The organism is Bordetella tumulicola, from assembly GCF_054779135.1.
In genome coordinates this window covers 577,231-602,900 of record NZ_BAAGYU010000010.1, presented here as the reverse complement: position 1 = coordinate 602,900, position 25,670 = coordinate 577,231, and the positions used below count along the sequence as shown (strand labels likewise).

Here is a 25,670-nt window from a genome sequence, read left to right as displayed (position 1 = left end):
ATTAAACCCAATATGGATATGCCGAGTATCGCCGCACCATCGCGCTGGGATTTTTCTGACTTCAGGCGATAGCGCCATTGCCAGAACAGCTCCCATTCCTAGCGACTCAGGAAAGAAACTGGTAATAACGCAGAACCCAGTAGAACTGCCCAATCAGTGCAGCGATCACGAATACTTGGTGAAAGCGTCGATTCTTTACAAACATCGCAATGAGACAACACATCGTCATAACGCTTTGACGAATGAGATATTCCAAGCCAAGCTCTTGAAAATGAGCCACGCCTTTCAAAAGCGTGTCGATAATATCAACGGCGAACAGCCCGCCCAGCAGACCGTAGAACCATTTTTTCCGTGCGTGAAAATAATCCTCAAAGCCGTTGTACTCTTCCATGCGATCTGGAAACAGAATTGCGCAAATAAAAAAATACAGCGCCGCATAACAAATCAAGAACAGATAGAACTCGAACGTCCACTGCGCGATATGCTTAAGCCCAAATTCGAACCACCAGAAATGGATAACTGCCGAGAAAAGAAAAATTACCCAGCCCAGATGAACCAGATATATGGGTTCACGGTGAGGATGCTGGACAAACCGGGCAAGCCCCGAGAGTAAACGCGCCAGGCTAAGCCCCATGACAACGCCCAGTATGGTGCGGATGTGGATGAGCTGATCGGAATGCGAGATGGTCGTTTCCATAGCGTTAAACCCAGATAGTCCAATTGATCATGGCAGTAGCCGTCTATTAAACACTCTATGGTGGCGCCCCGCAGCGCCCCTACAAATTCAGCTCACCCAAGGAATCGAATACGCGCTGCGCCGCGCTATTAGTACTGACCGGACTCAAGTACAAGCGAAAGCTTATGTCAGGCAGACGCGGCAGGGCTTCGGCCTCGCCCATCACGCGCAGATCGCTACCCAACATCTCGACGCTACGTGCGGTGACTCCCAAGCCCGCGCGGACCGCGGCACGCACCCCGACAACGGTCGGTGAGGTATACGTAATCCGCCACGGAATACCCGCGCGTTCCAAGTGGTCAACCGCAATACGACGGAACTGGCTGGATTCAGCCGCCACAATCAAGGGCAATGGTTGGCTAGCATCGTGGCGATACCTCGCAGCGCACATCCACACAATAGGCGAGGTGCGCAGCGCGATCTGGCGCAACTCGGGCGCATCCATGGCTGCTACCGTCATGTCGATCTCACCCTGGCGTAATGCCTGCATCAGATGGGGACTACGCCCTGTGTGTATGGCGATACGCAAGCCAGGAAAGGCTCGCGAAAAATGCGCCAACAAGTTCGGCAGGATGCTGTCCGTCACATCATGCGGGGCACCTAGCCGCAACTCACCATTGACCGCCGTCGAGGCCATGGCCGCGCAGGCCTCATCGTTAAGTGCCAACAGGCGCCGGGCATAGTCCAGCAGACGTACGCCGTCCGGCGTCAATTGCTTATTGCGCCCCACCTTCCGGAACAGGCGCTTGCCCAGCTGGGTTTCCAACCGGCGCATCTGTTGTGTCACGGCCGATTGCGTGCGCAGGACTTCAGCGGCCGCTGCGGCAAATGACTCACGCTCGACGACGGCCACAAATGTCCTGAGCTGATCAATGTCCAGAGCCTGCATCTCAGTTAAGCGTTGCTAATGTATTGGAATCAGAAACCTGCTGTTTTCCCGGATCCGCATGTTTATAGTCGCGGTGCAGCTCATAACGACTATATGGAGACAACTATGCAGACCCTGCTACGCGGCGCCCTGGCCGCACTTTTGGTATTCGGCATCGGCCAATCCGCCGGGGCCGCCGACTATCCCAACCGCCCCATCCGCATGGTAGCGCCATTCGCGCCCGGTGGTGGCTCTGATGTGGTCGCCCGACTGGTCGCGGAAAAGATGGGGCCAATTTTGGGTCAGAGCGTGGTAGTGGAAAACCGCCCTGGTGCGTCGGGCATCATCGGCGGCGATCTGGTCGCCAAAGCCGACCCCGACGGCTACACCATTCTGATGAACAACAGTGCCCTCACCAGCAATCCAGCCCTATACAAGAAACTCCCGTTCGATACCGAACGCGATCTGGTACCGGTGATCGATCTGGCCAGCGCTCCCACGCTGTTAGCCGCGCATCCCTCCGCGCCCTTCGATACCATGGCGCAGTTGGCCGATTACGCCAGGAAACATCCCAATACCGTGTCGGTCGGTACACCTGGAGCAGGTCAAATGTCACACTTGGCTGCCGAAATGGTCAGTCAGGCCAGCGACACCGAGTTGATGATGATCCATTACAAAGGCACGGCCAACTCGCTTAACGATCTGGTCGGCGGCACGATCATGATGTCGTTTGGGACCGTACCGGGCTTTATCAAATTCATCAAGAGTGGCAAGCTCAAGCCCATCGCCGTGGCCAGCGCGCAACGATTGCCGGTGCTGCCCTCGGTACCCACCGTGGCAGAGACTTATCCGGGTTTCGAAATGAATGTCTGGTTCGGCGCCTTCGTTCCTGCCGGCACACCCGCCCCCATCATCGACAAGCTGCACCAGACCATCGCTCAAGTACTAAAAGACCCGGCCATACGCGCCCGCTTTGCCGACGAAGGCCTGGAGCCTGGCGGCATGTCGCGCGAGAAATTCGATGCGCTCTTTCATTCAGAACTGGCCCACTGGAAGAAGTTCGTCACGGAACGCAACATCCATCTCGACAACTGAAGCACGCCATGCCCATGCCATCCCTCATCGAACTCGCCCGTACGCCGTTGGCGGCGGAACCCCTGAAGCGCTTTGCCGCCGCGGTTTATCAACAGGCCGGCGTATCACCAGCCGATGCCGACCTGGCCGCAGACGCGCTGCTCCAGGCCGATTTGTGGGGCCATCAATCACATGGCCTACTTCGACTGGGTTGGTACTACGCTCGCCTGCAATCGGGCGCGATGCGGGGTCACACACAACTACAGACGGCGACGGATGCGGGTGCGATCGCCGTACTGGACGGCAACGACGGCGTCGGCCCTGTGATCGCACAGCAAGCCACTGAGGAGGCCGTGCGGCGTGCACGCCTGCATGGCGTGGGCATCGTGTCGGTGCGCAACTCCAATCATTTCGGCACCTGCATGTACTTCACGCGCATGGGCGCACAAGCGGGCTGTGCCATGCTGATGATGAGCAATGGCGGGCCGAACATGGCCCCCTGGGGTGGACTGCAAAAGAAGATAGGCACCAACCCCTGGTCCATCGCCGTACCCGCGGGCCGCCATGCGCCGATGGTTATGGACATCGCCAATTCCGGCGTCGCACGCGGCAAAATCTATCTCGCTGACAATCGTCACGAACCCATCCCGCCACACTGGGCGGTGGACGCGCAGGGCAACCCCACGACTGATCCCAAAGAAGCGCTCAAGGGTTTCATCCTGCCCATGGCCGGTCACAAAGGTTATGCGATCGGTGTGATGGTGGACGTGATGTCCGGCGTGCTGTCGGGCAGTGGCTTTCAGGACCAAGTCCATGGCCCGTACGACCCCGTCAATCGCAGTCTTGCCGGCCATTTCATCATGGCACTGGATATCGCCAGATTCCAACCGCTGAGCGAATTTCACGCACGTATGGAAGACTACATCGCCTCGCTCAAGAGCGTGCCCGTCGCGCCTGGCCACAAGAAAGTCTATTACCCAGGTGAACTCGAAGCCGAGGCCGATCAGCACCACCGAAACGCCGGTCTGGTACTTCCTGTCGACACACTCAGCGACCTGGAGCGCATTGGACAGGAAGCGGGAGTGAATTGGCGTGACTATGTTGTGCCGGTTTAGTAGACGACGTATTGAAAGGCAATAACGCTACTTCCCAGACGACGCAAACTCCCCCGCCAAATAATCAATCATCGCCCGCACCTTGGCGGGTGGGCGCCGGTCTGGCCTGAACAGGATATGTATGCCCCCCAGATCCAACATTGGATGATCTAGTTCCAGCGCAATCAGCGAGCCCTGCGCCACCGCGTCCCCAACGATAAAATCTGGTTGATAAATCACGCCCTGCCCGGCCAGTGCGGCGGTCAGTAGCGCATCGCCATTATTGGCGACGAGATCCCCTTTCACGGGGATCAACACATCGCGCGCGCTGCCAAAAACCCAATTACCCTGGCCTTGATGCGGTGACAGCGTGTAGCTCAGACAGTTGTGCCCTGAAAGCTCGGAGACACGCTTCGGCGTGCCGTGCCGCGCGAGATACTCGGGTGATGCGCATACTCGCATCGGACAGTCCCCTAGTCTGCGCGCCTTGAGGGAGCTGTCGGCCAACTGACCGATACGGATGACCAGATCCCACCCGTCTTGCATCAGGTCCTGCTGGGCATCGCTGAGGCCCAGCTCGACGGTAACCCGGGGATATCGCTGGCTAAAAGCCGGCAGCAGCGGGGCAATAAAGCGCACGCCAAAGGAAAGAGGTGCGTTGATCCGCAAGCGCCCCACCGCCTCGACACGCTGCGCCATGACATCGGCATCTGCTTCATCGAGCTCTTGGATGATGCGCTGGGAAGCGGACAGATAGTCGACACCCGCATCCGTCAGCATCAGACGCCGGGTGCTTCGGTGCAGGAGCTTGACGCCAAGCCGACTCTCGAGCGCATCAATATGCTTGGTAGCCATGGCGGGCGACATCTCCAACGCCCGCCCAGCCGCGGAGAGGCTACCGAGCGCGGTTGCCTGGATAAAAACCCGCATACCTGTCACACGATCGAGCATATTATTTCCCACTCACAGTTGGAACTGTTCATGCATCTTGCCATATTCTCTACTAATGAGAAGAAAGCTACGATAACAAGCATGATATTTCACAGGTCCACCGACCAAAGGATCACCCCCATGAGTACATCATCCCCTGCCACATCGACCATGCCGGTGCTGTTCATCCCTCATGGCGCTGGCCCCTGTTTCTTTATGGATTGGAATCCACCCGGCACGTGGGACACCATGGCCGATTTTCTAAAAGGCGTAGCCGCCACGCTGCCCGCAAAGCCCAAGGCCATCGTGATGGTTTCCGGGCATTGGCTCACGCAAGAAGGCTTTCGTGTGACCTTTGGTGCGCAGCCGCCGCTGATCTACGACTATTACGGTTTCCCCCAGCATACTTATGAACTGCAATATCCGGCACCCGGCGAGCCTGCGCTAGCCGAGCGCGTAAGCGGCCTGCTGTCGCAAGCCGGGCTGTCGAGCAACCTGGATGGCGAGCGTGGCTTTGACCACGGGATGTTTATTCCGCTGAAGTTGATGTTCCCCGAGGCAGATATCCCCGTTATCCAGTTGTCGCTACGCCGCGACCTAGATGCGCAGACGCATCTGGCGGTCGGTCAAGCCTTGGCCCCGCTGCGTGGCGAAGACATCCTGATCGTCGGCAGCGGCATGAGTTTTCACAACATGCGCGGCTTTGGCGATCCGCGTTTTACCGCCCCCTCAGAAAGCTTCGATGCTTGGTTGACCCACGCTGTCGAAACCGATGCGCAACAACGGTACGAGGCCCTGAGCCATTGGGCGCATGGTCCCCACGCCTACCAGTGCCACCCTGCTGGTCACGAGGAGCACCTGATCCCCCTGATGGTCGCAGCCGGTGCCGCAGGCCAAGACGCAGGCAAGAAGATTTTTTCCGGCAAGGCGCTTGAAACCCAGATTTCTGCCTTTCGCTTCGGCTAATTGCGCCGCTTGGTTTTGAAATCGGTGCCGCGTTTAGACCGCGACGCCGATTTCAACGGGAGATATGGCATGCAAATTGATCTTTCCAGAAAACAGGGCAGTAGAAGTAGAATGGCCTGGCACTCTCCTCATCTTTGAAGGTAGACGAACATGGCTGATCCCAATCCCGATTTCCAACGCCCCAGTGAGCCACTCACCAAGACGCTCAACGCGCTGCGGGCACATTGGGGTTGGTTCGTAGCGATCGGTATCGCTCTTGTCGTCCTCGGCGTCGTCGCACTGGTCCATGTGTTCGCGGCGACGTTGGTCAGTGTGATCTTCATCGGTACGCTGATGTTGATTGGCGCCGTGGGTCAACTCATCCAGGCATGGCGGGTCAAGCACTGGAGCGGTTTTGTTATTTGGTCGCTAAGCGGATTACTGTACGGTGCGGCGGGTGTCGTGGCTGTGACGAATCCCGTTGCTGGCGCGGCGATGCTGACGCTCTTGCTCGGTGCGACGCTTATCGCCGCTGGCGCTTTCCGATTGTGGGTCTGGTTCAATCATCGCAGTCAACAGGGCTGGCGCTGGCTGGCTCTCTCAGGCGTGCTGACTTTTGCCATTGGGATCTTGATCGCCGCAGGCTGGCCCGCCAATAGCCTGACCATCTTGGGCTTGCTGCTAGGCTTTGATTTGCTGTTCCAGGGGTGGTCGCTGCTGTTTGCAGGACTGGCGCTGCGCAAAGCCGAGTAGTTCGGCGACCTGCCCCGCCTAACTAGGCGGGGCATCCCCAGCCGACGCCACTAGCCCCCTGCTTTCAATCCCAGCCGCTTTATCGTTTCGCTCCAGCGGGAATACTCGGATGCCACATAATCCTGGCAAGACTTGGGATCTTTGTTCATGAGTTCTGCCCCCTGAAATCGCAGGCTTTTCTGAACCTCAGGATCTTTGAGCGACTCCTGCAACGCGCGATCAAGCTTCTCCAGAATCGCGGGATCCGTGCCCTTTGGCGCGATCAATACTTGCCATGTGCCCGCATCAAAACCTTTAAGCTCGGGCACAACCTCGCTTAGGCTAGGAACATCAGGCAAACCGACCGATCGCTTTTCCGAGGTCACCGCCAAAGCTGTCGCCTGGCCATTCTGAATAAATGGCATTGCACTATTAAACGATCCGGAATACATGAAGCTCACGTTGCCGCTGACGAGATCTGTCAGTGCCGGACCATTTCCTTTATAGGGAACATGCGGGAAATCCAACCCCAAACGATTTGCAATATCCATAGATACCAAGTGGTCGATCGATCCATTCCCTGATGATCCCTGAAAATACTTCCCCGGATTCGCCTTGACCTCGTCGTAGAACTGAGGCGCGGACTTTATATCCATGGCCTTGTTTGTTAAAAGAATCAGCGGCACACCGACTGAGCAACTTGCAGTCGTAAATGCTTTGGTTGGATTCAAATCATCCCGCCCAAACAAAGGCGGTGCTGTCGTGATGGACGAAGTGCCGTACAGCAAGGTGTACCCATCAGGCTTGGCACGTATCAACTCCTGCGTGCCGATGTTCCCTCCAGCGCCAGGCTTGTTTTCAATAATAATCGGGACGTTCAGCTTCTGTGACACGGTCTTAAACAGAACCCGTCCGATCGCATCCGTGGGGCCTCCCGGCGCAAAACCGATGATCAGAGTGATGGGCTTGTTGGGATAGCCTGCATCCGCATGGGCACCGCCTGTTAAACCCATCATTGCAATGGCCGCAATGGCACATATCAGTTGGTTCATTTTCATAGTGTCTCCTTTGTGCTGATTATTTGTATAAAAAGAGCGTCAAACTTATTGCCACGCTGCAGGATGTACGCCATTAGGTGCGGGCGGTAACGACCACCCCGCACGGGTTCGTGAGAACTGTGCGACAGGTGGCAACTGCTGCAATACGCCGTAAGCAGACTCGCGCTGTTCCAGTACCGGAGTTAACGCTTGAGCGAAATGTCGGCGCGGCTGCGTCGGGTCAAAGCCGTCTAATAGCCCCAACTCTTGCACCCACATCGATGTACGCGCCAAAGACACTTTGACGTGATAGCTCCCCCCCTCCTGTGCCCGACGTATTAACGCCTGCATTGCGCCCATTGCCCCCAGATAGCCCGTCAGATAATCATTTAGTAAGTACGGTGGTACTACCCGAGGCTTGCCCTGGCCACCTTCTCGCATGGAAATACCGCTCACTGCCTGACCCAACTGCTCAAATCCGCCGCGTTGCCCCCAGGGTCCGTCATCCCCAAATGCTGTCACCGAAACGTAGATCAGGCCGGGTCGGATCGCAGCGGCGTCCTGTGGGCCCAGGCCGCGCTTGCACATACTTCCCGGACGCCATGACTGGACAACGACGTCCGCGCCACTAATCAACTGTCGTGCCGTTTGCAAGCCCTGTTGAGTGTCTAAATCGAGAAACGCAGACCGTTTTCCGATATTGGTGTCCACCGTTTGACGAAATGGATCTTGCATAACCGGGGAACTAATACGCAAGACCTCTGCACCGTGCTCCGCCAATGAGCGCGCCACCACAGGCCCGGCAATCACATGTCCTAAATCTAGTACGCGCAGACTATCTAAGGGGCGAAGATTCACCCGCGCGGGCTCGGGATCACTGTCACTGATTTTGATGACCTCCACCACCGGTAACTGTGCCAGCAGCTTTCCTTGGGGGTGACTTAACCAGGAATCTTGCGAACGAGCATAAATACCAGGCAGCTTACGTTCGGCGAATGCATTCTCTATATCGTCGCCTTTCCAGCGCGATATCGCTTTTGACAGTGCCGATGTCGTATTGGCACAGTCAAGCAACTCTAGTACACCATCGCGCAAATGTGGATACGACCCAATCGGGAAAAACCATTGGTTGTCGGCCGTTTGATAAAAATCAGCTTTCAGCTCCGTCAGCAAGGACAACGCCGGTAAGGAAAATCCGCTTTGAGTCTGAAAATGCCCTGGGTTCAACGAGCTCGCCGCCTGCATCCAATCAATGGCGATACTCTGACGCAGACCCGTCGCCATTTGATACCAACGCTCGACCGTAAGTGCGTAGGCACCGATGGCGCTCGCTGCGGCGACCGTCAGCTTGTGTGGGGAGTCGAAAGTAGGATTCGTACCATGAAAGCGCAGTCGACGCTCAGGTGCGTCCCGCGTACCCCAATCATGTCCTAATAACGCCGCAATGGCGCGATGGGCGTCGTTACCCTGAGCATTTGTCTCGGTCATGGTTTTCTCTAGCTGAATGCTGATGAAAAGACCCAGTCTAGAAACGACTCTTTATCGTGTCCAACATATAATTCAGCACTCTGTGAGATAAAATTTATCTTTATGCTGAACAGCCGATTACTGCGCCAGTTCATCGCCGTGGCCGAAGAATTACACTACGGCCGTGCAGCCCTGCGTGTGGGCATCGAACAATCGCCCTTAAGCCAGGCCATACAAAAGCTGGAAGCACACATAGGCACACCGCTTTTTGTACGCAACAAACGTAGCGTGACGCTGACACCTGCGGGCAAAGTATTCCTGGAGGAAGCGTATCAATGGTTAGCGTACGAACGTGTCGCCATTGAGCGCGCACTACATGCCACGGGCGGCGAAATCGGCCAGTTGTCCATGGGATATATCGGCAGTGCGGGTTATGGGTTCATGCCTGAGTTGATTGGCCAATTCCGTCGAGAATTCCCTCAGGTCAAACTGCGTGTTTTCGAAATGACAACGCGCGATCAGTTAGAGCGACTAAAAGGGCGATACTTGGATGTAGGGATGCTACGCACGCCGTTGCCGAACGATGAAACGCTGCTATCGTCTATGCGATATCAACATGATCGGCTCATGGCCGCGTTACCGCATACCCATCGTTTAGCCCGCCGGAAATCTATCTCGTTGAAGGACTTGGAGCATGAGTCCTTCGTTGCGTTTGCCCGTCAACATGTACCGGCAGCACATGCCCAATTGATATCGGTTTGCGCCATTGCCGGTTTCCATCCACGCATCGACCAAGAAAGCGCACAAGTTGGCAGCGTGATCGGCTTAGTCGCCGCCGGGTTATCGGTGGCCTTAATACCCAGCAATCTACAGTCTCTGATCCACCCAAAGGTCAGCTATGTCACGCTATCGGATACCATTGAATTTCTGAAGCAGGAAGTTGGCTTGGCGTGGCGTCGCGATGATGCAAATCCAGCATTGGCGTCATTTCTGAAAGTGGCTCAACGGCTCAGCCACTGAGACCGGTGATGTAGGCTTTTAATAGGAGATGCTGTGTAAGCCCTATCCTGCTTAATACGTCAATCTGCAACTACGTCAGTCATCTCTGATTGAGGTGCGATAGCGGGGCAATCGGTTTACCATATGGAATCCCATTGCCCCGCTACCCATGCTCTCGGAGGCCATTCAATTGACTAACGCTCGGACAATCGTCGGTGCGCATCTCCGTGAAACAGGCCAACTGCTGTGCAAATACGGTCTGGTGCTTGCGACGATCTTATTAGGTTCAAAGCTGCTGGAGACGCTCTTGATGCGTCTTGCCGTTGAACTCGGCCTGATCCATCGCTTTGTGGGGCTGATCGCGGTGATCATGATCATCCTGCTGCAACTCGTGGTGTTCGTTGGCATGTTTGTCGTACTCCGTGACCGACCGTTGACCTTTCGGCGACGCCGCGCCCGCGCAGCAGGCGCAGCCGCTACCGCTGACAGCGATAACGACACACCGTTTTTCTCTGGTGCATTGTTGGCGGTCCTGATTCCGTTTTATGGCTATTACGCCGGTTGGGGCTTTCTAGGCAATACACTGCGCGACTACTCGCAGGTATTTCTGTCAGAGCAGTTAAGCCGAATTGACTTCATGAACCCCGACGCGATGGGGCCCTCGGCCCTGGAAGTCACAGGCACGTTGTGGTTGCTGATTCCTGTGACTCTGATCTGGTGGTTACGCCGCACGGCAAAGGCCAAGCATGCCAGTACGGGACACCCTGCATGGCCCTTGGTAGTGGTCGCGTGCGAAGCAACCTGGGTCATCCTGGGTCTTTATGTACTCAGCAACTGGAAGGGACAGTTCTTCGCGTGGCTGGCGACGCTACCATCGCCAACAATCTTGCTGAACTGGATTGTACCGGCGGCACACGCCGCGATGACTGATGCCAGCCTGCGACCTGTGGATTGGGCCCCCTCCTTTCAATGGGGAAGCTGGCTGAATCAACTGTTTCGCTATGCATTACTGCCGCTAGTCTGGTTCAACCTGGGCGCGATCGTCTACGGGCACGACTTGAACATGATGACTGATTCGACCAAGCGAGTAACCGACCGCGTCACCCATCGCTGGACGATCTTACCCAAGCCCGTCCGAGATTTTTTTGGGCACTTCTGGACGGGGTTGCTCAAGCGCTGGCACGCAGTGGTCAATGGCGTGCTGCTGGCCGCGTCCGCAGGAATATGGTTGACCGTATCAATTTTGGTCTTTTGGCGGCTGGCGGATTGGCTGGGGCGCTGGACCTGGGTCGGCATTGCCAAATTAATTGGCCCGCAGGATATCAATGTGTGGAGCGTGGCCATCATCCCACTGAATATTTTGTTCGGCGCACCAGGGCAACCACAGAACGGCGTCGTGGTGATGGTGGTGCAGTTCTGCGTACTGGCGGCCGGCCTATCGTTGGCCATGGCATCACGAGAAGCGGCTAAGGCAGCTGCCTGACCGTCGGCGTCACTGCAAACGACAACGCCCGCGGGCGCGTGCCGATGCCGGATATCTGAAGCCGCAAATCCTGCTGCAGTCGATCAGACGGCAGCAGGAAAAGCTGATCGGCCCGTACCGTCTCCGTGCCGGTTTGTGGATCTCGTGCAAACAAACGGCACAAACCGTGGTTCCGACGATCCGGCGCGATGGCCTTGATGGCGGCATCTGAACTGGCGCTCGTCAGCGGCAACCAGACTTCTCCTGCCGCATTGTGTAGCGAAACGCGGCAATCCTTCCATGCGTCGCGCGCGTCTGGCGTGACCTGCATGTTCAAGCGCACCAGCACAACGGCTCGTTCCGGCATTTGCGCGGCAATGGCTGCGATCTGCAACTCGACGGCAACTTGCAGGCCATCCAGAGAAGCGCCACTGGCTGGGGCGTCGATGAGACGTGATTCACGAGTGGTGTTCAGGTCGCGCAGTGCCGGCCATCCCTGGACCGCGAGCAGCACCGCAAACAACGCAACGGCTGAGACCAACCACCCGAGTTGCTTCATTTGCCTATCCTCAACACCTCTTGGTGCGATACGGGCGCATTGGAAGTGGGCTTGAGCACAAGCTCACTATCCAGCGTGTTGGGTCCCCTGCGCGCCACAAGTAGTCGCCCACCCTGGATTTCGTCAGGCGGCAGTTCAAAGTAAGCGCGCCCCTTGTTGGCTATCCCGGGATGAAACTGACGAACATCCAGCGTCAACGGCGTGCCTTCGGCGCGTGTCGTTTGCACATACTCGCGGCCGCTTCGACCCAGCCATGTGGCGGTCAACCGTACCGACTCTCGTACATTCAAGAGCTCGAAATCGACGACCAGAAAAACACCTTGCGTATCCCTTGTGATGGCCTTGCCGTAACGCTCAAATGCCAGTTTGTCCGCGGTTTTCCAGTCGGTAAAACGCGCGCTGAACAATCGCCCTTGTGCCAGGGTCTCGTCTGGTGATCCATCTCGGGCTTCCGTTCGAAACGGTCTAAAAACGCTATTGAAATCGGGTGTCGTCATCATCATGGCAGCCAGGATGCAAGCCCCCAGCAGCACCGGGATGATGTATCGCAGGCGGCTCATGGCGCGGTCTCCGGTGTCACAGCGATGCGTGCGACAGGCGAATAGCCTAGCCAACTGGAACGACCGTAAAGATTATCCTCGAGCTTGAATTGCTGGCGAAAAAACGTCAGGGACAAAGACTCACCGGACCGCCATTCTTTAGGGAGTTGCCAAGCGATTTCTACCGCTTCCGGCATTCTGGGCTGGAGTTGAAACAGATCCTGCCGATCACGCAGCAACGTGATCTTCGGATTGCCAAATTCGACGTTATCCGCCTTCACCGTGATCAATCGAAAAGGAGAACCGAACGACGCAACCTGCGTCTCGCCGGTAACGTTCTCGAGTGTTGCGGACAACACGAAGGAAGGCGGCCCATCACCAGAGGACTCACGTACTTGCAGCGACAACGGTGTCAACGCAACACGGCCCAGAGTCATCGGCGCGCCTAACTTTACCTCGGGCAGATTGGGGGTGCGCGCCGCGTCAATGGCCTGCCACCAGCCATACAAAAGCGCCGCAACAATACCCGAAGCCGCCAAGGCTCGTCGCGCACCACGACGTATCAGCGATGTTTGCCCAGTTGTCATAGCGCGATTTTCGCCCGAGTCGCCCTGGTATACCGGCCTCAACTTGTCGTTTTTGTTACGAAATATGTACCATCGATCATGCGTTGCCCGTCATCACCATATGCCCGAGCCCGTCGGCATCCAGACCAGCAACGTCGCGCTCGATGACTTTGACGCCGTTCTTCAAAATCGCGACGCGATCGGCCAAGGCGACCACATCCGCCATGTTGTGAGTGATCAGGATCACGGTACGCCCCTCTTCGCGCAGCTTGCGCACGAGGTTCAGGACCAACGCGGTTTCCTTGACGCCTAACGCGGCGGTGGGCTCGTCCATGATGACAACGCGGGCATCCCAACGCAGCGCACGCGCGATCGCAACGGCCTGGCGCTGGCCGCCGGACATGCGTTCGACCGGGCGTTCCATGTCTTCGATGGGTACTGACAAGCGCTGCAAATACGCGCGCGCGTCCGTGGCCATGCGACGTTTGTCCAAAACACTGAATGGCCCGACCCGACGCACGAGCTCGGCGCCCATGAAGATGTTTTCCCAGATGGATAGTCGTGGGGCAAGCGCCAAGTCCTGGTAGATGGTAGCGATGCCCTGCACCAGCGCGTCATGCGGTGAGGCAAACACCACATTCTTGCCATTCAGGCTGAATTCGCCGCCACTGGGTTCTTGTGCCCCCGAAATGATGCGAATCAGCGTGGACTTGCCCGCGCCATTGTCGCCACAGATGGCCATGACCTTGCCTTCGGGCACGTCCAGATCGACGCCTTTCAGGGCCTCGACGGCACCGTAAGATTTCTTGATCTGGCGTAGCGACAACGCGATGGACATAGGCATCGACTCTTACTTGGATTGCAGGAACTTCTGGACGTTGCTGGCATCGACGAGCACCGAGTCCATGAACAGATAGGGGCCTTCGGTAATGTTGGCCTTGGGTTCCTTCTTGACCACGATGCGGTCGATGGCATCGATGGCGTTGGTGCCCATTTGCTCGAACGGAATCATCATGGTGGCAGTGATCAGGCTGTCAGGATCGGCGATCCGGCGATAGGTCTCTGCGGCGCCATCCACGGAGACCAACGTGATTTCGCCCTTTTTCATGCCCTGGGCCTGGAGCAGATCGTCGATGACGTAGGCCTGACCGTCAAAAGATGCCCAAACGCCTTGAAACTGCCCCTGATGTCGCAGGAACAATGCCTGCATGCCGTTGCGAACATCGTCGCGCCAGCTTTGGGTACGGGCCATGCTGAACTTGGCCAGGTCTTTGACCGCGGTGTTCTCGGACAGTACAGCATCGAGCATCTTGCCGCGAATACGCGTGCCGGAATTACCATCGAAGCGGGCCGACAAGATGTTGCCCTGGTAGCCCAACTTGCCCAATAGATACAGGACAGATTGCGCGCCGGTCGCGTATTCGTTGACCTCGATATCGAACAGCATATGCGGGCTCGCCCCCGACATGACGCCGACGACGGGAATGCCCTTTTCCTTGGCGCTCTGCAGTTGGGCATCGGTCTCCACCGGTTTGCCCATAGCGATGATGATGGCGTCGACCTGCTTGTTGACGAGCGTATCAAGCTGCTCGGCCAACTTGGGCAGTGAGCCTTCCGCGTTCAGTTGGGTGACGGTCCAACCCTTGCCACGGGCAGCCTCGGCGGCGGCATTGGCGACGCGGGCATGCGTCTCAGATGACATCTGGAACGCGACAACACCTACGTCGAAGGCATACGCGGCGCTCGCGGCCAGGGCTTGGACGGCAAATGCGCTCAGCAACAGCGTGCGCTTCATGAATTTGGTCATGCTGATCTCCCCTTTCAATCAGAACTTAAAGGCCGCTTTCTTCAGTACGGCCGATGACACCGCGACAGAGGCGATGATGATGAACCCTAGAACAATATCTTGTATGTAGTATGGAGCGCCCATCAGGACCAGACCGTTACCGAGTACCTTCAGAATGAGCGCAGCAACCAGCGTACCGGGAATGTTGGCGTGACCAGGATTGAACATAGTCATGCCCAGCAGCACGGCGGCGATGGCATACAGAAAGTAGTCCGCCGCCATGTTGGGTGCGGCAGATGACAAACTCGACGTCAGCAACACAGCGGCCAGTCCGGCGCACAGGCCCGAAAGCATCAGGCCCACGCTCTTCATGGCGCGGATGTTAATGCCGGCCAGACGCGCGGACTCGCCGGCTTCGCCGGTCGCCGTCATCCGGGCGCCCGTACGGGTCCATTTGACGAGAAATAAGGCCAACAACACGACGCCCAGCATCCATAAAATCAGAATAGGAAAGCCCAGAGGCTTGCCGCGGGCCAAATCCGTAAAAGCAGCGGGCCACCGGCCTACGTACGACACACCATCGGTCAGCATAAAGGCAAAACCGCGAGCCATGGCAGCCATCCCCAGGGTGGCGATCAGCGAGGGAACGCGCAAACGCGTGACGGCAATGCCGTTGACCAGGCCGCAGAGCAACCCCACGCCCAGACCTGACGCAATGGCCAACAACACGGGTTGACCGGTGTGCACCAGCGCGCCCGTGACGACCGCGGCAAGGCTGGCGACGTCAGCGACCGACAAGTCCAGCTCCGCCGTAACCAGCGCCAGCGTAAAGCCAATAGCAATGATGGCCAGGAAACTGGTTTCCTTGGCAATGTTCAATAAGTTATTAGACGACGCGAAGTTCGGGGCGGCCAACGCGAAAAAGCACACCAGGGCTAGCCCCGCGATGGCTGTACCGTACTTTTCCAGGATGCCGCGCATCAATTCAACCTCTGCTGCGTTTAATGACGGGGCGGATACTGATCACGAGTATCCGCTGTCGAGCCGCAGCCCGACACTAATGGCGTCGTAGTTTATACCGCGTCGCCGTCTCGCATCGGTAATCTGACATCTGCCAGAGCGTGAGAGATGGGCGCCAGCGCGGTTTCGGCAGCGCGGAACTGCGCATAAAGCTGTCGGTAGAACGACACACGCGATGGCTGAGGTTCGTAGCGTCGCGCCACCCTTAGCAGCGCATCTTGCGCCGCAGCAAAATTGCCATACCGTCCCAGGCTAGTCCAAGCCGCAATGGCTGCACCCTGCACACCCGGCTGTTCTGCCTGTCCGACCACGACGGGACGTTCGCAGATATCAGCTTTAATCTGACACCACTGCGGATTGGATGCAGCGCCGCCGCCAAAACGGATTTCTTTTACTGGGGCACCGAGCGCAGCCTCGGCGTGCTCCAACACGACACGGTTCAGAAAGGCGACGCCTTCGAGCAGCGCCCAGGCCAAATCGCCCGGCCCGTGCCGCCGGTTCAGCCCCAGGAATGCACCGCGCAGGTTCGGATCCCAATACGGCACGCGCTCACCCTGCAGATAGGGCAGGAAAAGCGCCGGCTGAGAATCACGTGGTGCACTGAGCAACGCGTTCATCGCCTGCCCAACACCGGCCATGCCTTCATCCCCTAACCTACCCAGCAAAGGTAATAACCAGGCCACCGTATCGGCGCCGTTCTGCCCCGGCCCGCCAATCTGGTAGTGGCCATGGCCCCAATCCACGGTCATCAGACCCTGCGCCTGCACCGGCTCGACGCCCACCGCACCAAAGACCTCGGTCGTACCCGAGATGTTGTACGCGTAACCCGGTCGCAATGCGCCCAGCCCTGCCACCGCGGCCCAAGTATCGTTGGAGCAAGCCACGACGGGACGTCCGGCCAACCGGGCCAGCGAACCCGGCAAGCCAGCCTGCACCGGCCCGACAACATCCAGAGGTCCAAGCAACTGCGGAACCCAAGCCGGATCGGCACCCATCGCCGTCAGCAGATCCGGGCCATCGGCCTGTGCAACGGCAGCCGCGGCCAACCGCGCCATCGATACCGTATCGCTGGTCGCTCGGCCTGTCAGGCGAAAATTCAAATAATCCTTGGGCTCCAGCACGGCGCGCACGCGTGCGGCGTGCTGGGGCTCGGCCCGCAACAGCCAGGCGATACGAGCCCACGGATGAAAGGCGTTGATCTGCTTGAGTTCGGGATGAGACGTCGGCATCGGAGCCAGCCATTCGGCCATGTCGGCTGCCGTACGCGCATCCCGCCAGGTGATGGCCGGCCGAATGGCAACACCGTGCTCATCGACAAATACCTGCGTACGCGTCACGCCACAGATGGCAATGGCCTCTACCGCGTCAAAGGCAGGACCGGCTTTAATCGCCAGCGCGTCGGCCAGCGATTGCAGGCCGCGCCACCAATCGTCCGCATCAATTTCATCCCACCCTGGCTGGCCTGCTGCCCCTCTCGGGCTATCGATGAAACCGGACTGAACGATGTTCCCCGAGATATCGACCAACGCAGCCCGAAACCGCGTACCACCCAGATCGACTGCCAGAACGTAGCTCATCCCTGCTTTCGCATTGGCTGAATTTTGTCGGAACCGTGCGGCACGGTCCGTAAATGATCCACCTGATCACCAGCGGAAAGTATTTGCATAGCAGAAGTCGTTAATTAGGCGTCACGGCGGGCGCTTGGCCGGCGCTGTCGCCACCATCAGTGGGATGGGTATCCGCCGGCTGTGCCGGCAGTGCACTGTCACTGCCGTTATGGGTGTTAGTGCTATTGGTCGCTGGGGGCGGCGTTTGCTGTGCATTGGGACTGCTGTTCGCCCCTGCAGGTTGCGTTTGCACCGGGGCCTTGCCACCGCCGGTATTCGTTGCAGCGGGTTTCGCGGGCGTCGTGCCAGCATTGATGGCCGCATTTGCCGACGACAGGTTCTGTTGTAATTGTTTGAAGAACCCGTCGTAGAACTCACTGCGCGATATCGTTTCACTGGACGTCTTGACGAGCGAATCGTCGCTGGACCCCACGGGCATAGAGACCGCGCCCAGCACACTCAAGCCTACACTGGCCGAATTGCTGGATTTCTTCATCGTATACAGGTCGCGCAGCGCGCTGACATAAACAATGGTGTTGCCATCGCCACTGGGCGTGCAATCCACATTGAACAGAATCTGCGCGTGCTGGTTGTCGTTTTCCTTGTCCTGATAGTTCTTGTGTCCGCTGACCCGGTTAGGCTCGACTTTGTCGATGACATAGCCCTGCCCCAGCAGCGAACGCCGTCCGGCTTCGCAGGCAGCTTGGCTAGAGCCAGGAAAGCTACGCGAATACGTGGCCCCTTGTTGCGTAAAAGAATCACGCTCATCAATGGTCGGCGTGGGCGCACAAGCGGCCAACATCACTAACGAGGACAACAAGCCGGCGCGAGCAGCGGGCAACAAATACGGAACAGACAAGAATCGAATCGACATACAACCCATGGGGCGCCCCCCGGCAACAAGAAAGATCCATTATTTCTGATCGCCAGACCGGATCCTGAATCCAAGCGTATGCAGGTTACTACGTATGTTACTACGCAGTAACCTGATTAGATGCCGACCTTAATCGCGATGGCGGTGCTTCCTGTGCTTCTTGCCCCAGTGCTTGTCGTGCCCGCGATAGTTCGCGCGCCGGTAGTTATCGTGGCCCCGGTCGCGGCCGCGCCAGTGGCGATGACCTCGGTCATCGTCATCGGTCAGGACGTTGCCCAGCACCCCACCCGCGGCCGCGCCGCCCAGCGTAAGTAAAGGATCCCCTTCTGAAAGCAAAGCGCCCGCCACGCCGCCCAGGCCAGCGCCAATGATCGTATTACGCGTTTGGTCGTCGGCCAGCGCGGTTGTGCTGATCCCTAGTGCCAGAACACTTGCAAAAGCAGCTTGAGTAAGTCGTTTGGTGATGCTCATCATTATTCTCCTGTAGCGGGCTGCCCCTGCAGTGCAGCCACACACACGTGTCGAGTGAACAATCCACTCGCCTTGGAGAACAAGGTAGCACCCGTAGCCTGTGTCTGTCTTGCAGACAGAGATACCGGGTGTATAAGCTGTTTCAGTCGCTTTCGCCGATTACAGGGTTGAAATGGGGGCATCCACTCAAAATCATAGAAATTCAATTTAAATCAATAACTTAAAAGAAACAACGTATACCGACATTCACAGGCATCGAAGCTAAATCTTTCTGAAACAGCACACGGCGCAAGAGATATACCTTGAGCGTGGAATGACTTGCCAGAACAATCGGGATGTTCAATACAACGTTCGCCACTGTCGATTTTCTACTTCCAGGTTTTGAACCATTGAAAGGCACTCGCAATGTCTCGCGACAAGATCAAACCCATTGCCGTGTCCTCTCCCACACGCCAGGCAAATACACCTGATGTGCCGACCTTTCAGGAACTGGGATACGACGGCATGACGATACAAAGCTGGTCGGGTCTGGTGGCGCCAGCCAGCACGCCCAAAGATGGGCAGAAAAAGCTATCCGACGCACTGACCAAGGTGATGCAGTCCGAGTCAGTCAAGCAACGGTTGGCTAGCGTGGGCATGAACCTACCGCCCGACACCAGCGCTGATGCACTGCAAGCGCTGCTGACGCAAGACTTTGCGCGCTGGGCTGATGTCGTGCAACGCGGCGGCATCACTTTCAATTGACTGCTCCCTTCCCTAAAGGGAAAGGGATTCCCACTTCACCGAACCGAGCCGTTGCGCATCGACACTCATGCACTCAGGTCTTACCGTTTCTCCATGGGCTAACACCGCCAGCCCGGCGGCACGTTTGGTTTGCATGTCCAAGATACTATCCGCGTCAAACCAAATCACTGGGTATTCATCCAAACAACAAATCAAATAAGACCAATCCTGCAGCCTGACGGCTGTGCCCCTTTCCTCCCGGGCATGAATGCCGAGGTTTCTCGGAGCAATGGATGAACGATGCGGTTTTGGTGGGCGCTTATCCGGCACCGGCCAAGATAAAGCAGCGATGGATTGGGCCTTGAGCCGCCTACGCGACATCGGACCCGATATTCGACTACTGTCAGTGCCCTACGATGGCTGGCGCCGTTTGTCCAGCAACGTGATTTTGCTGGGCGAGACACCTTTGCATTTGGACTGTATGCCGCTGCTGCGTTCGGCATCGACCGAGCCCACCGGATTGGAAAGCACGATTATCGATCTGGGCGCGGGCCGTCCGGCAGACTTTGAACGCGCCGGCGATGCCGTGCGTGGCAAGGTCGTGCTGGTGAGGCATGAATATCCGTTTGCGCCAGATCACGTGCACCGCCGCCGCAAATACGACATGGCGCTGGCGCAAGACTCAATAGCATTCCTTATCGCCAACCCCGTGCCTAACGCAGGTCCTTTGTCCGGCTCATCGGGGCGCCCACACGATGGCGCCGGCATTCCGGCGGCTTATATCGATTACGAAGGTGCAGTGGCGTTGAGCGCGCAACGCAACGCACGCGTGCGTCTGAATATTCAAGGCGAAGAACTACGCGACTCGATGGCCAACGTCGGCATGCTGGATCTGCCCGGTGGCCGCGACAGCCGCATCGTGATCAGCGCACATATGGATGGCCACAATCTAGGTCAGAGCGCGCTGGACAACGCAACGGGTGTTTCCGTAGCACTCGCGGCGGCCCGTATCTTGGCATCGAGATTAGGGCCTGACACCCCGGGACTGAGAATATGCTTTTTCACGGCAGAAGAATGGGCATTGGCTGGCTCGGCACGCTATCTCGCGGACATGTCGCAACCGGAGCGTAGTGCATTGAAACTCAACTTGACATCCTCCCCTCCCTGAAGAAAGGGGATCCCTACGGCGCTACGCGGTGATTTGCCTAGTCGCTTCGGCGGGTTCCTGCTTCACAGAGCGGCCTGACTGCACCGGCTCTCCACAGGCTAAGACGCGATGCCCTCGCGCTAAAACATTGATCGCACCGACCACATCGGCGTGATTTTCGTAGCCGCAATCGACACACAAGAATTTCGCCTGAGTCTGCCGATTGCCTTTTGATACGTGACCGCAGCACGGACAAGTGCGACTGGTGTTGTGCGGTGGCACGGCCAGCAGCATGCCACCGTTCCACGCGACCTTGTAATCCAGTTGCCGCCTGAACTCCCCCCAGCCCTGATCGAGAATGGCGCGGTTCAGGCCCGATTTCTGTTTCACCCTCATGCCGTGCCGTTCGCGGTTGCCCTTGGAAGACCTGGACATATTGCGTACCTGCAAATCCTCAATACATACGAGCGCGTGGTTTTGGCTGATCGCTGTGGTGGTTTTGTGCAGGAAGTCTTTTCGAGTATTGGCGATGTCGGCGTGAATCTTCTGGACGCGGGCTTTCGCCTTCTTCCAATTGTTGCTGAATTTGACCTTGCGGCTCATGCGGCGTTGATAACGAGCCAGGCGTTGTTGATGTGTCTTGAAACTATTAAGCGGTGCGATAAAACTGCCATCGCTCAGGGTGGCGAACCGAACCACCCCCACATCAATGCCGATAGCGCTCGTTGCACTGGGCAGCGGCTGTTCGACTTCGCGTTGCGTCTGAATCGACGCGAACCACTTGCCGCCCGACTGGCTCACGGTGACGTTGCGGATCTCGCCCGACAGGTCGCGGCTGTTACGGTAGCGCAGCCAACCGAGTTTTGGCAGGAAGAGGCGGTCGTTTGCTTCGTCAAGTTTGATCTGCTTCGGGTCAGGATAGCGGAAACTACCACCGCTGCCTTTGCGTTTGTATTTCGGAAAGTCGGCGCGCTTGGCGAAGAAGTTTTTGTAGGCCTTTTCCAGATCCTTCAAGGCGTGTTGCAATGGGTGGCAGGGCGCGTCTTTCAGCCACGGCGTTTGCACACCATTGCGCCACTCGGTCAAGTGCTTCGCCATGGCGACGTAACCGATGAATTTTTTTCCTGCTTCGTGATTCTCTGTTTGCATCGCCAACGCCTTGTTGTAGACGAACCGGCATGACCCCGCGAAGCGGCGCATATCACGCGCTTGCCGGCCATTTGGCATCAGTTCGAATTGGTAGGCTTTTAAGCGTTGCATCGTTCAATAAGCGGAACGGGTGGAGTTCGACGGCAAGGAGGACCACGTTCACCTTTTGGTGAACTACCCACCGAAGGTTGCCATCCTACTTCGCCGGTAGCTGCGGCGGTGCATCTATTGCCATTCTCCGCCAGTACATTGAGCCGCAACAGACGCCTCACTAAATGCACCAAAAACCGGACGGATTTACCGTCCGCGCTCTTGACCCCACCCTGAACGGCGAGGTTTGCCGCGCAACTGATCAACCTGGACACGGTGGCCGGAGATGACACGTTGTGCGCTTTGATCAGTGAATATCCGGCGCTAGCGGACATCGTCGATAGCGCCGCCCAGAAGGCAGGCGTTCCGTTATCACACTGGTTGCCCTTCATGCCCAACTCGGACCACGCCAATTTCGCGAAGCACGGCATCCCCGCGCTTCGTTTGGTGGCGGGCTTTAACAAGCCCGAATCGCGAGTGCGCCACATCCTGTCGCGCGGCGATATACCAGACATCATTAAGGAAAGCGAAATGCGTAATGCCTTGGCTGTGACTTGTGCCATGGCATCGGTGGCCCTGGAGATGAGCGATCAGCAGTTGGATGCTTTGAAGGCTGGGGCTACTTGCCCTGGGGTTTAGTGTGCTCAACTCGCCACTAACAAACCATTATCAACGACCAACGCATCACGCTCCACAACACGAGCCCGAAATGAGCCGTCAAGCCAGGTCTGGACTTCGAGAGTTTCACCGGGATAAACCGGCCCGGAAAAGCGCAACGACAGCGACCGCACTCGACGTCCAACCGGCACACGTGATCGAGTTACAGCATGAGCCACCATGCCAAAGGTACACAAACCGTGCAAAATAGGACGTTCGTAGCCTGCCGCTCTTGCGATGGCGGGATCGCTGTGCAGCGGGTTGTAGTCACCATTCAAACGATAGAGCAAGGCCTGTTCGGGCCTTGTCTGCATCGATACCACGTGGTCGGGCGCAGATGTGGGCATCACATGTGCGGCACGGGCCTTCGTGGGAGCCCCTGACATCCCGCCATCACCACGTAGTACATGAGTGGCGAATGTCCGGGCCAAAAGCACGCCTGTTGTCGCGTCGGTCAGCTGTTTTTCGGTGTACAGCAACAGACCTTTGTCGCCTTTGTCCACCGCCTCCAGCACACGCGTTTTGCCGATCAACTCCCCGGCAGCAGGGATTTCATGGAACACCTCCACGCCCTGCTCCCCGTGCAACAAACGAACGACATCGGCAGCGATCTCGGGCGCCTTGAGCCAAAACCCCGGATAACCGAGAATCACCGCCATGGCAGGCATGACTCGCGGGCCGTACTGGCTGTCGACGAACGACAAGTCATACTCGTCCAACGGATCCTGGCCCAGCCCTAGCGACAGGGCATACAGCATCGTGTCGCGCTCTGTATAGCGGTGCACGACCGGGGGCAAATCGTGATTAAGTAATTGTTCATAACTCAAGCGCATTGATGTCTCCCGAGATGAAGCATGCCATCCCTCAAATCGGGTCCCAGCTCATGACATCTGGTGAACGCTCCAGTGGATAAAAATGCTTCTGCATGGCGGGAATGGCCACCTCTGCAATTCGCCGCGGTGTCCAGCCTTCGCTGAAATGAACTGAGCGCAAGGGGCGTGGCTGACTCATCAGCATGATTTCATTGGCGCGCACCGCGAAGATCTGACCCGTCACTTCTCTTGCCTCATCCGTCAGCAAGTAAACCGCCATCGGTGCAATTTTTCCGGCTTCCATTTTTTTGAGTTTTTCGACCCGATCACGTTGCTGCGGTGTGTCGGTAGGAATCGAACTGGTCATACGACTCCAGGCCGAAGGAGCAATGCAATTGGAGCGCACGTTGTAACGCCCCATATCCAGCGCGATCATTTTTGATAGCGCCACGATGCCTAGTTTTGCCGCACCGTAGTTGGCCTGCCCATAGTTGCCGATCAAGCCTGAGGTGGACGTCATATGCACCATCGCGCCGCTTTCCTGATTTCGGAAATAGGTGGCAGCGGCGCGGCTGACAAAGAACGTGCCATCCAGATGAACGGCAATGACAGAGCGCCATTCGTCTTCGCTCATTTTGTGAAACGAACGATCGCGTAGATTTCCAGCGTTATTGACCACACCATCGATACGGCCAAAGGTATCTATCGCGCACTGAATGATCGCCTCTGCGGATGCCCGCCCAGCAACCGAGTCCATGCTGGCTACGGCTTCGCCACCGGCCGCACGAATTTCCGCAACGACCGCCTCAGCGGGAGGCACGGGTGCCTCGCTCGCTGACAGGTTGTCGCCATTGAGCGCCACACCAATGTCATTGACCACAACCTTGGCGCCTTCAGCGGCCAATTGGAGCGCAGTCTCGCGCCCGATGCCACCTCCCGCCCCCGTTACCACCACCACCTTGCCTTCCATCATGCGTTCCATACTCTACCTCCTTGGGCGCGGCAACCGCGCCTCTGTCCATTGCGCACGCAGCGCCTACTGAATCGTGAGTTTGGCGCCGCGCACGACCTCGGCCCATTTTTTCCCTTCACTGTCGACAAAGGCAGCGAACTCGGCCGGCGACTCGGGGTGCGGTATCGCTCCTAACCCGAGTATCTGCTTCTGCATTTCCGGCGTGCGAATGATGTCAACGACTTCTTTATTGATCTTCGCCACGATCTGCGGCGGTGTGCCAGCGGGTGCCCACAGACCAAACCACGACACCACCTCATAACCCGGCACGCCAGCCCCTGCCATAGTGGGGACATCAGGTAATTGGGCGCTTCGCTCGGCTGAAGTCACCGCCAGGGCTTTCAGCTTGCCGCTCTTGATATGCGGAAGTGCCGATGGCAAATTATCGAAAATCATCGTAATCTGCCCGCCGAGTAAATCGGCCACAGCAGGCGAACTGCCCTTGTAGGGCACATGCACCATGTCGACCCCGGTCATCATCTTGAACGTCTCGCCCGACATATGCAGCGTACTGCCATGGCCAGACGAGCCAAACGTCAGCTTGCCAGGATTGGCCTTACCGTACGCGATCATTTCTTCGACTGTGTTAAAGGGTGCATCTTCGCGTACCACGAGTGCATTCGGCACCATGGCCGCTCGCGTGATGGGACTGAAATCCTTGATCGCGTCATACGGCATGTTTTTGTACAAACTGGGATTAATGGCGTGCGTGCCTATCGTTCCCAATACCAACGTATAGCCATCTGGTTTCGCCCGGGCTACTTGCGCGCTGCCGATATTGCCGCCCGCGCCAGTCTTGTTCTCCACTACCACCGAGACGCCCCAGCGTTCACCCAATTTCTGACCGATAGAACGCGCCAGAATGTCCGTCGTTCCACCCGCCGAAAACGGCACAATGACGGTAATCGGCTGCTTGGGGTAGTCCTGTACGCCATCGGCCTGTGCCGGTGCACCGACCATCAGTCCAGCAGCGACGCCCAGGTAAATCATCCATGCTTTGACCAATTCCGGGCCGCGCCTGAAGCCCATCATTTTCCTTAGTTGCTTTTCCATGTTGTCTCCGTGTTTTGTCTTTGTCTACAAAAGCCCTGTGCTTCACTCCAGCAAGGCCAGCTCCTGCCCTTCCTCAATCTCGTCGCCCACACTCACCAACACATCGACGACTGTTCCCGCGAACTCGCTTTCTACAGGAATCTCCATCTTCATAGATTCCACGATGAACAGCTCATCTCCCAGTTGCACCTGCGCTCCCGATACAACGTGGCAAGCTGCCAGACGACCTGCCACATTCGAAACTATTTTCTTCATACATCC

General features: G+C 57.4%; 29 protein-coding genes and 1 pseudogene. 10 read left to right on the top strand and 20 right to left on the bottom strand.

Features of this window, described 5'->3' with window-relative positions; all coding sequences use genetic code 11:
- Positions 1-106 precede the first annotated feature (106 nt).
- On the bottom strand, positions 107-697 hold the full coding sequence (locus ACYVDM_RS20105) for a hypothetical protein (protein ID WP_415788147.1): 591 nt from the start codon (positions 695-697) through the stop codon (positions 107-109).
- A 79-nt stretch (positions 698-776) separates the two neighbouring features.
- Positions 777-1,625, bottom strand: a complete 849-nt coding sequence (locus ACYVDM_RS20100) for a LysR substrate-binding domain-containing protein (RefSeq protein WP_415788145.1) — start codon at positions 1,623-1,625, stop codon at positions 777-779.
- A gap of 105 nt (positions 1,626-1,730) precedes the next feature.
- Here ACYVDM_RS20100 and ACYVDM_RS20095 point away from each other — a divergent pair, with 105 nt between their 5' ends.
- Together ACYVDM_RS20095 and ACYVDM_RS20090 are read left to right on the top strand one after the other, a co-directional pair.
- Positions 1,731-2,699 (top strand): Bug family tripartite tricarboxylate transporter substrate binding protein, encoded by a 969-nt coding sequence (locus ACYVDM_RS20095; protein ID WP_415788143.1) that lies wholly within the window; start codon positions 1,731-1,733, stop codon positions 2,697-2,699.
- An 8-nt stretch (positions 2,700-2,707) separates the two neighbouring features.
- Complete coding sequence (locus ACYVDM_RS20090) at positions 2,708-3,793, top strand: Ldh family oxidoreductase (protein ID WP_415788141.1); 1,086 nt, start codon at positions 2,708-2,710, stop codon at positions 3,791-3,793.
- A 27-nt stretch (positions 3,794-3,820) separates the two neighbouring features.
- Here ACYVDM_RS20090 and ACYVDM_RS20085 read toward each other — a convergent pair whose 3' ends face one another.
- The gene (locus ACYVDM_RS20085; RefSeq protein ID WP_415788139.1) at positions 3,821-4,723 is read right to left on the bottom strand and encodes a LysR family transcriptional regulator; all 903 of its coding nucleotides are present in this window, start codon (positions 4,721-4,723) and stop codon (positions 3,821-3,823) included.
- Positions 4,724-4,843: 120 nt separating this feature from the next.
- Between ACYVDM_RS20085 and ACYVDM_RS20080 the strand changes: the two genes are divergently transcribed.
- Positions 4,844-5,668 carry a DODA-type extradiol aromatic ring-opening family dioxygenase gene (locus tag ACYVDM_RS20080; RefSeq protein WP_415788137.1) on the top strand — a complete coding sequence of 275 codons (825 nt, stop codon included), beginning with the start codon at positions 4,844-4,846 and terminating at the stop codon, positions 5,666-5,668.
- Between the two features lie 150 nt (positions 5,669-5,818).
- Positions 5,819-6,400, top strand: coding sequence for an HdeD family acid-resistance protein (locus tag ACYVDM_RS20075; protein ID WP_415788135.1), 582 nt, complete (start codon positions 5,819-5,821; stop codon positions 6,398-6,400).
- A gap of 50 nt (positions 6,401-6,450) precedes the next feature.
- Here ACYVDM_RS20075 and ACYVDM_RS20070 read toward each other — a convergent pair whose 3' ends face one another.
- Together ACYVDM_RS20070 and ACYVDM_RS20065 are read right to left on the bottom strand one after the other, a co-directional pair.
- Positions 6,451-7,437, bottom strand: coding sequence for a Bug family tripartite tricarboxylate transporter substrate binding protein (locus ACYVDM_RS20070; RefSeq protein ID WP_415788133.1), 987 nt, complete (start codon positions 7,435-7,437; stop codon positions 6,451-6,453).
- A gap of 45 nt (positions 7,438-7,482) precedes the next feature.
- The gene (locus ACYVDM_RS20065) at positions 7,483-8,904 is read right to left on the bottom strand and encodes a CoA transferase (protein ID WP_415788131.1); all 1,422 of its coding nucleotides are present in this window, start codon (positions 8,902-8,904) and stop codon (positions 7,483-7,485) included.
- Between the two features lie 102 nt (positions 8,905-9,006).
- Here ACYVDM_RS20065 and ACYVDM_RS20060 point away from each other — a divergent pair, with 102 nt between their 5' ends.
- Positions 9,007-9,903 (top strand): LysR family transcriptional regulator, encoded by an 897-nt coding sequence (locus ACYVDM_RS20060; protein WP_415788129.1) that lies wholly within the window; start codon positions 9,007-9,009, stop codon positions 9,901-9,903.
- Positions 9,904-10,192: 289 nt separating this feature from the next.
- Positions 10,193-11,365 carry a hypothetical protein gene (locus tag ACYVDM_RS20055; RefSeq protein ID WP_415788127.1) on the top strand — a complete coding sequence of 391 codons (1,173 nt, stop codon included), beginning with the start codon at positions 10,193-10,195 and terminating at the stop codon, positions 11,363-11,365.
- Here the strand turns inward: ACYVDM_RS20055 and ACYVDM_RS20050 are convergent.
- From ACYVDM_RS20050 to ACYVDM_RS20010, 9 genes are all read right to left on the bottom strand, one after another.
- A complete protein-coding gene (locus tag ACYVDM_RS20050; protein WP_415788125.1) occupies positions 11,349-11,903 on the bottom strand; it encodes a hypothetical protein in 555 nt (184 codons plus the stop codon). The genes ACYVDM_RS20055 and ACYVDM_RS20050 overlap by 17 nt on opposite strands.
- Positions 11,900-12,463, bottom strand: a complete 564-nt coding sequence (locus ACYVDM_RS20045) for a hypothetical protein (RefSeq protein ID WP_415788123.1) — start codon at positions 12,461-12,463, stop codon at positions 11,900-11,902. The genes ACYVDM_RS20050 and ACYVDM_RS20045 overlap by 4 nt, the downstream gene beginning before the upstream one ends.
- The gene (locus tag ACYVDM_RS20040; protein WP_415788121.1) at positions 12,460-13,029 is read right to left on the bottom strand and encodes a hypothetical protein; all 570 of its coding nucleotides are present in this window, start codon (positions 13,027-13,029) and stop codon (positions 12,460-12,462) included. The genes ACYVDM_RS20045 and ACYVDM_RS20040 overlap by 4 nt, the downstream gene beginning before the upstream one ends.
- Positions 13,030-13,105: 76 nt before the next feature.
- Positions 13,106-13,846 carry an ATP-binding cassette domain-containing protein gene (locus ACYVDM_RS20035; protein ID WP_415788119.1) on the bottom strand — a complete coding sequence of 247 codons (741 nt, stop codon included), beginning with the start codon at positions 13,844-13,846 and terminating at the stop codon, positions 13,106-13,108.
- A gap of 12 nt (positions 13,847-13,858) precedes the next feature.
- On the bottom strand, positions 13,859-14,815 hold the full coding sequence (locus tag ACYVDM_RS20030; protein WP_415788117.1) for a sugar ABC transporter substrate-binding protein: 957 nt from the start codon (positions 14,813-14,815) through the stop codon (positions 13,859-13,861).
- An 18-nt stretch (positions 14,816-14,833) separates the two neighbouring features.
- Positions 14,834-15,775 carry an ABC transporter permease gene (locus ACYVDM_RS20025; protein WP_415788876.1) on the bottom strand — a complete coding sequence of 314 codons (942 nt, stop codon included), beginning with the start codon at positions 15,773-15,775 and terminating at the stop codon, positions 14,834-14,836.
- Positions 15,776-15,867: 92 nt separating this feature from the next.
- Positions 15,868-17,391, bottom strand: a complete 1,524-nt coding sequence (locus ACYVDM_RS20020; protein ID WP_415788115.1) for a xylulokinase — start codon at positions 17,389-17,391, stop codon at positions 15,868-15,870.
- A gap of 100 nt (positions 17,392-17,491) precedes the next feature.
- Entirely contained in the window at positions 17,492-18,295 is an 804-nt protein-coding gene (locus tag ACYVDM_RS20015) for a DUF2242 domain-containing protein (RefSeq protein ID WP_415788113.1), read from the bottom strand.
- Between the two features lie 129 nt (positions 18,296-18,424).
- Positions 18,425-18,766: a glycine zipper 2TM domain-containing protein gene (locus ACYVDM_RS20010; protein WP_460475445.1), complete on the bottom strand. Its 342-nt coding sequence runs from the start codon at positions 18,764-18,766 to the stop codon at positions 18,425-18,427.
- Between the two features lie 405 nt (positions 18,767-19,171).
- On the opposite strand from ACYVDM_RS20010, the gene ACYVDM_RS20005 reads away from it, so the two are divergent.
- Positions 19,172-19,510: a Bug family tripartite tricarboxylate transporter substrate binding protein gene (locus ACYVDM_RS20005; RefSeq protein ID WP_415788109.1), complete on the top strand. Its 339-nt coding sequence runs from the start codon at positions 19,172-19,174 to the stop codon at positions 19,508-19,510.
- A 12-nt stretch (positions 19,511-19,522) separates the two neighbouring features.
- Here ACYVDM_RS20005 and ACYVDM_RS20000 read toward each other — a convergent pair whose 3' ends face one another.
- The gene (locus ACYVDM_RS20000) at positions 19,523-19,645 is read right to left on the bottom strand and encodes a hypothetical protein (RefSeq protein ID WP_415788106.1); all 123 of its coding nucleotides are present in this window, start codon (positions 19,643-19,645) and stop codon (positions 19,523-19,525) included.
- Between the two features lie 205 nt (positions 19,646-19,850).
- On the opposite strand from ACYVDM_RS20000, the gene ACYVDM_RS19995 reads away from it, so the two are divergent.
- Positions 19,851-20,657, top strand: coding sequence for a M28 family peptidase (locus ACYVDM_RS19995; RefSeq protein ID WP_415788103.1), 807 nt, complete (start codon positions 19,851-19,853; stop codon positions 20,655-20,657).
- Between the two features lie 21 nt (positions 20,658-20,678).
- Here ACYVDM_RS19995 and ACYVDM_RS19990 read toward each other — a convergent pair whose 3' ends face one another.
- A complete protein-coding gene (locus ACYVDM_RS19990; RefSeq protein ID WP_415788101.1) occupies positions 20,679-21,896 on the bottom strand; it encodes an RNA-guided endonuclease InsQ/TnpB family protein in 1,218 nt (405 codons plus the stop codon).
- 10 nt (positions 21,897-21,906) lie between these two features.
- Between ACYVDM_RS19990 and ACYVDM_RS19985 the strand changes: the two are divergent.
- Positions 21,907-22,060: pseudogene (locus tag ACYVDM_RS19985) on the top strand (IS200/IS605 family transposase); the annotation flags it as partial.
- 109 nt (positions 22,061-22,169) lie between these two features.
- The gene (locus ACYVDM_RS19980) at positions 22,170-22,514 is read left to right on the top strand and encodes a hypothetical protein (protein ID WP_415788099.1); all 345 of its coding nucleotides are present in this window, start codon (positions 22,170-22,172) and stop codon (positions 22,512-22,514) included.
- Between the two features lie 5 nt (positions 22,515-22,519).
- Here ACYVDM_RS19980 and ACYVDM_RS19975 read toward each other — a convergent pair whose 3' ends face one another.
- The 4 genes from ACYVDM_RS19975 to ACYVDM_RS19960 form a co-directional block, all read right to left on the bottom strand.
- A complete protein-coding gene (locus ACYVDM_RS19975) occupies positions 22,520-23,365 on the bottom strand; it encodes a MaoC/PaaZ C-terminal domain-containing protein (RefSeq protein ID WP_415788097.1) in 846 nt (281 codons plus the stop codon).
- Between the two features lie 31 nt (positions 23,366-23,396).
- Positions 23,397-24,326 carry an SDR family oxidoreductase gene (locus tag ACYVDM_RS19970; RefSeq protein WP_415788095.1) on the bottom strand — a complete coding sequence of 310 codons (930 nt, stop codon included), beginning with the start codon at positions 24,324-24,326 and terminating at the stop codon, positions 23,397-23,399.
- 54 nt (positions 24,327-24,380) lie between these two features.
- Complete coding sequence (locus ACYVDM_RS19965; protein ID WP_415788874.1) at positions 24,381-25,385, bottom strand: Bug family tripartite tricarboxylate transporter substrate binding protein; 1,005 nt, start codon at positions 25,383-25,385, stop codon at positions 24,381-24,383.
- A gap of 66 nt (positions 25,386-25,451) precedes the next feature.
- The gene (locus tag ACYVDM_RS19960) at positions 25,452-25,664 is read right to left on the bottom strand and encodes an acyl-CoA carboxylase biotin carboxyl carrier protein subunit (RefSeq protein ID WP_415788093.1); all 213 of its coding nucleotides are present in this window, start codon (positions 25,662-25,664) and stop codon (positions 25,452-25,454) included.
- Between the last annotated feature and the right edge of the window lie 6 nt (positions 25,665-25,670).